A 7,008-nucleotide genomic window follows, 5' to 3' on the forward strand; every position below is an offset into this window, starting at 1 on the left:
CGCCGGTGACGTAGACGGTGGGGCGGCCCCGGTCGAAGCCTCCCAGACCCAGGGCTTGGAACGCTCTGTCGGGCTGCCCGGCCAGGACCTCGGGCTCCACGTCCACGACGACCCGGGCGGGATGTTCGCCGTGGGCGCGTGCCACGTGCTCGCGCATCGCGACCTCCTCCGCGTGCAGTCGGGCCGGAGCCCCGGCCGGCAGACCGTAGACGTAGGCCAGCCCACCGGTCGGCCAGTCGGCCTGCTCCAGGACGGCCCGGTCCAGCCGGCTGACGCCCTCGACGACCTGGGACAGGCTCATCTTCGGCGCGGGGCGGCGCTCCAGGAGAAAGGCCCGCCGATCCGCGCCGGATTGCAGTTCCAGCACACTCGGCGGGGAAACCATGCTGACGTTGCGGAACGCGGCGCACAGCCGGTCCCCCGCCAGGACCTGGAAGTCGACGAAGAGGAGGTCACCCTCGGCTCCGGCCGGACGGGCCTCCACCCGCAGTTGCCCGTCCGTGGGGAATGGGGCGAAGAGGTCCATGCGGACCAGGCCGTGTGGATAGGGCACCACGTTGGGCCCGACCTGTGGGTAGGGCAACCAGAACACCCGATCGGCGATGATGTGCGTCGCCGCGTCGAGCAGCCCGGGGTGGGTGAAGGTACCGGGAACGGAACCCCGTTGTGCGTCCAGGATTCCGACGGCACCGGCGCTGCCGTAGCCGACCTCGGTGAGGTACCGGAAGGCCGGGCCGTGCGGCAGGCGGTGGGTGAGATAGGGCAGTTCGGCCCGCTGGGCATCCGTGAGCGGTGGCAGCGGGGCCGGCGTGGCGGGCCGGTCGAACGTGATCCTCGCCTCGGCGACGAGTTCGAACCGGGACAGCGCCTCGTTCCGGGCCGGGCGCCACATCAGCAGGCTGACGTGCACGTCCCGGCCCCGATCGGCCGGCGGCTCGACCCGGGTCAGCAGCCGCGTGGGGCTCACCACCGGGATCCAGCGCTGGAGGCGCAGTTCCCGCAGGCCGGTTGCCCGCAGACCGGTGTACGTGCTCGCCGCCTGGAACAGGTGGTCCACCGTGCACATCATCGGCAGCACCGGCAACGTCCAGGTCGGACAGTGGTCCAGCACCCACGGATCGCCATCGGGGCTGACGACGAACTCGCGCTCGGCCGGCCCGGGTTGCGGCGCCTGAATCGGTTCGGCGACGTCGTCGATCGGCTCGGTCGCCGGGATCGGCCCGCCCGATCCGTCCGGCGGGATCGGGGCGGCGGCGGGCGGGACCGGGGCAGCCGGCGGGATCGGGGCGCCCGGGGCGCCCGGTTCCCCCGTCCCCGCCGAGCCCGGTGCGAATGCGTCGGCTTCCGGCTGCGGCTGTTGGAACATGCCGGCGACTTCGAGCAGAGCCCGGGTCGCCTGCCGCTGCACCTCCAGGAACAGCATGTGGTTCTCGTGCCGAGTGTTCACGAACTGCAGATGCGTCCTGCCGACGGCCCGCTGGTGAGCGCTGAGTGCGGTCGGTACCAGCGTGTCTTCGACCGAGACGGGGACCGGGACCGGGACCGAGGCCGGGACCGGGACCGAGGCCGGGACCGGGACCGACACATCGACCGGTGCCGGCGGCGGGTTCGGAACCCGGGCTGCCTCCGGTGTGGATACGCCGATCTCGACCGCCGGCACCGGGCGGGCTGCGGGGAGCGCCACCAGTTCCCGCTCCGGTCGCGCGTTCTGGAGCCGAAGAACGGTCCTGAGGTCGAAGAAGGCGACGCTGGACAACTTCCGGGCGGGCGTTTGTCCGTAGGCCCTTCGACCCAGGGTCGCGGCGCCCGTTGCGGCCGGAGCCGTGTCCACCGCGGTCAGGAAGAGTTCGGCCGCCGGCGCCCCGAGCGGGGCGATGGTCACCTTCGCCCTGGCCAGTTCCGGCTGCGGGAGCGCCTGGGCGCCCACGGTCGGCACGCTGCGGTGGTACAGGGCCACGGTCGCGCACGCGACGCCGAGGAGACCGGCGGCGCAGTGCGGGCGGCCGAACAGGTTGGCGGGATCCAGCCGGGCCGGCCGGGCCGACTGTGCCGGCGACGTATCGAGGTCGCCGACCACCAGATCGACGGCGGCCTGCGTCGCGTCGGCGGCCCGGTCGTCGGCCTGCGGGTCGATCACGGCGAGGACGGGGTCGCCGTCCCGGCGGGCGTGGTCGAGCCGCTTGAGGGCCAGCACCACGGCCGCGTTTCCCTCGGCTCCGGGGAGTCCCAGGTCACGGACGACCGCTCGATGGACCACCGTGGAGGCGAGGTCGACCGCGCCCACGAGCGCCGCGTCGCTCGCTCCGCTGCCGATCGCGTCGACCGCGAGGTCGAGCGCGCGGATGCCGGAAGCCTCCTCCGCGCAGACCGCGACGCTGGCGTCGGTCAGCCGAAGCTGCGCGCTGATCCGGTTGGCGGCGATGTTGCCCAGGCCCCCGAGGGACCACGGCGGGCAGTTCAACGGGTCGGCGACGCGGTCCTCGGAGGACGCCTCCGCCGCCGCCGACCGGCGCGCTTCGATGGTGGTGCGGTTGTGCCAGACGGCGAACTCGGAGTGCACGGTCGCGCTGCCGACGCCCACGAGCACCATGGTGCGCTCGTCGGGCAGTTCCACCGCGCGGGCGGCGTCGCGGGCGGCCTCCAGGACCTGCACGTGTTCGCCGGAGGTCTGGAGCATGTCGTTGGGCGGCATCCGCAGGCCGTCCACGCGCAGTTCGACCGTGCGCGGTGGCCGCAGTCTGGGCTCGCCGCCCAGCAGCGCTTCGACGAAGTCGCCGGTGGTGTCGCCGTCGCCGACGCGGGCACCGAGGCCGACGATCGCCACCTGGTGCCGCCGGCGCCCGGCGGGGCCGGGCACGGCCACGCCGGGGAAGGAGGCGGATGCCCGGTCGGCGGTGTTCCAGGCGTCCACGACCAGGTGGGCGTTGACCCCGCCGAAGCCGAAGCCGCTGACCGCGGCGCGCCGGAGTCCCTGCCATTCCTCCGGCCGGGCCAGTGGCCGCAACGGTGTCCCGCGCATGGCCTCGTTGGCCTCGTCGGCGCCGACGGTCGGCGGCAGCGTGCCGTGTTCCATCGCGCCCAGCACCTTGAGCAGGGCGGCGCCCGACGCGGCGGTCAGCGGATGGCCCAGGTTGCCCTTGACCGAACCGATCGGCAGGTCCGTGCGTTCGGCGAAGATCCGGGCCGCACAGCCCAGTTCCACGGTGTCCCCGACGGCGGTGCCGGTGGCGTGGCATTCCAGCAGGGACACGGTCTTGGGGTCGATCCCCGCCGCCTGGTAGGCCAGGCTCATCGCGCGTTGTTGCTGACCTCCGTCCGGGACGAGCATGCCGCCCCGGCCGCCGTCGTTGGTCGCCCCGATGCCGCGGATCACGCCCAGGACGGGTACATCCGCGGCCAGTGCGTCCTCGAGTCGCATCAGGGCGACCATCGCGGTCCCCTCGGCGGGGACCAAGCCGTCGGCGTCCCGGTGGAAGGGCCGGGAGCGTGCGCTGGGGCTCAACGCCCCCAGCCGGCCCATGCCGTGGCTGATGATCTCGGGCGCGCCGCCGTTGAGCGCCCCGGCGACCATCAGGTCCGCCTGCCTGAAGTGCAGCTTCCGGCAGGCGAGTTCGATCGCGTACAGCGCCGACGCGCAGGCCGCCTCCAGGACCACCGCGCCGGCGCGCAGTTCGAACGCCTGGGCCACGAGCTGCGCCGGGAGCCCGAAACAGAACCTGCTCATCGGGATCGGCGAATGCCGGTCGTGCCGGGGCCATCCGGCCCGGACCTCGGCCGGCTGGGAGCGCAGCCAGACGTCCTCGGCATAGGCGACCATCGACGTGGTCGGGCACGAGATGTTGCCCAGGACCAGGCCGGTGCGTCGGTGCAGGCCGAGCCGATCGACCTCGGCGAGCGCCTGCCGGGTCGCGTGCACGACCCAGCGGACGGTCGGATCGAGGCCCTTGACCTGCTCGGCGTCGATGGCCAGGCCGGACGGGTCGAAGCGCTCGTCGAACCCGGTGACGTGGCCGAACACGGTGCTCGCGGGGTCGGCCCCGCTCCACTCGGGCCCGGCTGTCGGGCGTCCGATGGAAAACGGGGTCAGCCGTACCGAGCCGGAGACCACGGTGTCCCACAGTTCGGCGGGATTGTGCGCTCCGGGCAGGACGCAGCCGCGTCCCACGATGGCGATTGCGGGAAAGTCCATGCCCCTCACGCGTCCGTCGAGATCAGCGCGGCGGCTCGGTTCGAGCCGGACAGGTCCGGACGGTAGACCATCTCCACGCCGCCGAGCACGGCCAGAACCTGCTCCGCGCCGCCTTGTTCGATGGTGAGCCAGACGTCGCAGATCGCGTTGTCGGTGCCCTGCGTGACGCTGCGCACGGTGCACTTCACGGGCGCGTCCACGGCGCCGGTCGACAACACGCGCACCTCACGGATGCCCATCGGCAGCGATTGCACGCCGGCCGAGGACAGTACCCACAGGCAGGCCGCCTGGAGCGCGCCGTCCATGACGAGCGGGTCGGTCTGCCAGGTCTCCTGCGCCCAGCCGAACTGCCGTGCCCCGACGAGGTCGCAGACCGCCCCGGTGGAACTCAGCCCGTTGATCGAGTGGATGGCGTGGAAGAGCGGGCCGTGGAAGAGCATGCCTCCGTCGTAGACGGCGCTGCCCGGGTGTACTTCGAAGCTCTCGTCGGCGGGTTCCGCGGCCGGGACGGTCAACTTCGCGGCCTCGCCCGGACCCGCGAGAGCCGCGTAGTGCAGGGCACCGTCGAGGCTCTTGAGCTCCAGGCGCAGCGGGGCGTCGGTGTGGGTGTCGTCGGGGCGCACGTGCACCCGGAGCCGGGTCTCCTCCACCCCGAACTTGTCCAGCGCGATGGCGCGCAGCACGCGCAGGTCGCGAACCAGCACACAATCGTTGTCGGGCAGGGCGCTACGCGCGGCGCCGGCGAACCATTCGAGGACCAGCGCCACGGGCACCACGGGACGTCCCGCGATGCTGTGGTCGACCAGGTAGGGGTGGGTGTCGGCGCCGACGACGATGTCCGTGACGTTCGTGTGATCCGTCGCCTCGGCGGCGGGACCTGCCGTGCCGGCGGCGAGGGAGACGCAGGCGGGGCCGGGCTGTTCGAGCTCGGTCATGAACGCCGCGACTCCGGCGGCCTCTTCCAGGAGCGGGACACCGAGTCGACGGAAGTGCTCGGCGTGCGCGGGGGAAACCATGCCGGCGGCCCAGGGACCCCAGGCCACGGCCTTGACCGTGCACCCTGGGCGGTGCTTCGCCTCGGTCGCGGTGATCTGCTCCATGGCCTGGTTGGCCGCGGCGTAGTCGCACTGCCCGGCGGTCCCGAGTCGCGCGCTGACCGAGGAGAAGGCGCACACCAGGCGCACCGGGTCGTCGGCGGTCAGGTCCAGGAGGGTGCGGAATCCGCGCACCTTGGTGTCGTAGACGGCGGTGAACTGGGCCTGGGTCTTGTCCGAGATGTTGCTGTCGGCGATCACCCCGGCGGCGTGGATGATTCCCGTGATCGGGCCCCAGTCCCGGCGTACTTCGGCCAGCGCCTCGAAGACCCGCTCGCGGTCGGTCGCGTCGACGGTGACGTATCGGGTCTCCGCTCCGGCGACGGCCAGCTCGTCCAGGGTGGTGCGGATCTCGCGGGAGGCGAGCACCCGGCCGGAGGCGATGGCGAGTTCGGCCAGGGTCGGGGTCTTGCCGGTGTGCTCGTCGCGGCGGCTGCCCAGAATCTGCCGGATGGCGGTCTCGTCCGAGGCGCCGCGCAGTTCGTCGTCCTCGTCGACGGGGCGGGTCCGACCCAGGAGCAGGAACTTGGGTCGGTGGACGCGGGCCAGGGCAAGCAGGCAGGACGCGGTGATGCCGCGGGCCCCACCGGTGACGACGACCACGGGGTCCGGCCCGAGGTCGAGCGGCTGCGGTGATCCGACCGGCTCGGTGGTGCCGCGCAGCAGCGCGCGCGAGCCGTCGGCCGCCAGCGCGACATCGGTGGTGTCGTCGCCGTGCAGGAGTTCGGTGGCGATGGCCTGGGCGATGTCCTGCGGGGCGCGCGCGGCGCGGTCGATGTCGATCGTCTTGATCGAGGCGTGCGCCCATTCGTTCGCGGCGGTGCGGGCGAGCGCGGCGATACCCGCGCAGCCCTCACGGCCGCGGACGCCGGAGGTGCCGAACGCGCCGCCGGTGTCCTGGACGACGACCAGGACACCGCCTCGGCGATCCATGGCCTCGGCGATGGTGTGCAAGGTCGTGAAGACCTCGCGGGTGGGTGCGTCCGGGTCCTGCGCCGGGTCGATCTCACGCAGGCCGGCGAGTGCGATCACGGCGGTGGAGTCGTCGGTCACGCGGTCGGTGACGGAGGCTTTGATGCCCTCGCGTCGCAGGGTTTCCGCCAGGCATTCGGCGACGCCGGTGCCATCGTCGGTGATCAGCAACGGTTGTTCGCGCAGACCCCTGAGCGGGGCACCGGCAGCGGCCTCGACGGGGACGAGGGTGGTACCGGTGCGCAGGACCGTGAACTGCGGCGCTTGGTGTGTGGCCTGCGTGGGGATCTGCTCCTGTGCCCGGACGGCCGGCGCGGCGGGGGCCACGACGGGGGTTTGGGCCGGCGCGCCGGCGCCCTGAGGGGTGCGCAGCGAGTTGATCTTGTCGGCGATCGCGGCGATCGTACGCAGCCGGGCCAGGTCGGCCGGATCCACGTTGGCCTCACCCGGGAAGTGGTCCCGCAACCGGGTCAGGATCTGCACCCGCTTGATCGAGTCGACCCCCAGGTCGACCTCCAGGTCCATCTCCGGCGTGAGCATCTCCACCGGATAGCCGGTCAACTCGGCCACGATCGCCAACGCCACATCCGCGCCGCTCTCCTGAACCGGCGCGGGGACGAGATCCTGGGGCTGAGCCTGCGGGGTCGCGCCGTCGGACGTGCGCAGCGAGTTGATCTTGTCGGCGATCGCGGCGATCGTACGCAGCCGGGCCAGGTCGGCCGGATCCACGTTGGCCTCACCCGGGAAGTGGTC

At 72.8% G+C, this 7,008-nt stretch carries 2 protein-coding genes; both read right to left on the bottom strand.

The window, feature by feature from the left end; genetic code table 11:
- Positions 1 to 4,189: beta-ketoacyl synthase N-terminal-like domain-containing protein (locus tag ABZS54_RS41465; RefSeq protein WP_355548155.1), on the bottom strand; the 4,189-nt coding region annotated here is incomplete at its 3' end.
- A 5-nt stretch (positions 4,190 to 4,194) separates the two neighbouring features.
- Positions 4,195 to 7,008, bottom strand: a 2,814-nt coding sequence (locus ABZS54_RS41470; RefSeq protein ID WP_355548158.1) for an SDR family NAD(P)-dependent oxidoreductase, incomplete at its 5' end; no start/stop codon positions are given.

Source organism: Embleya sp. NPDC005575, assembly GCF_040605455.1.
Taxonomy (GTDB): Bacteria; Actinomycetota; Actinomycetes; order Streptomycetales; family Streptomycetaceae; genus Embleya.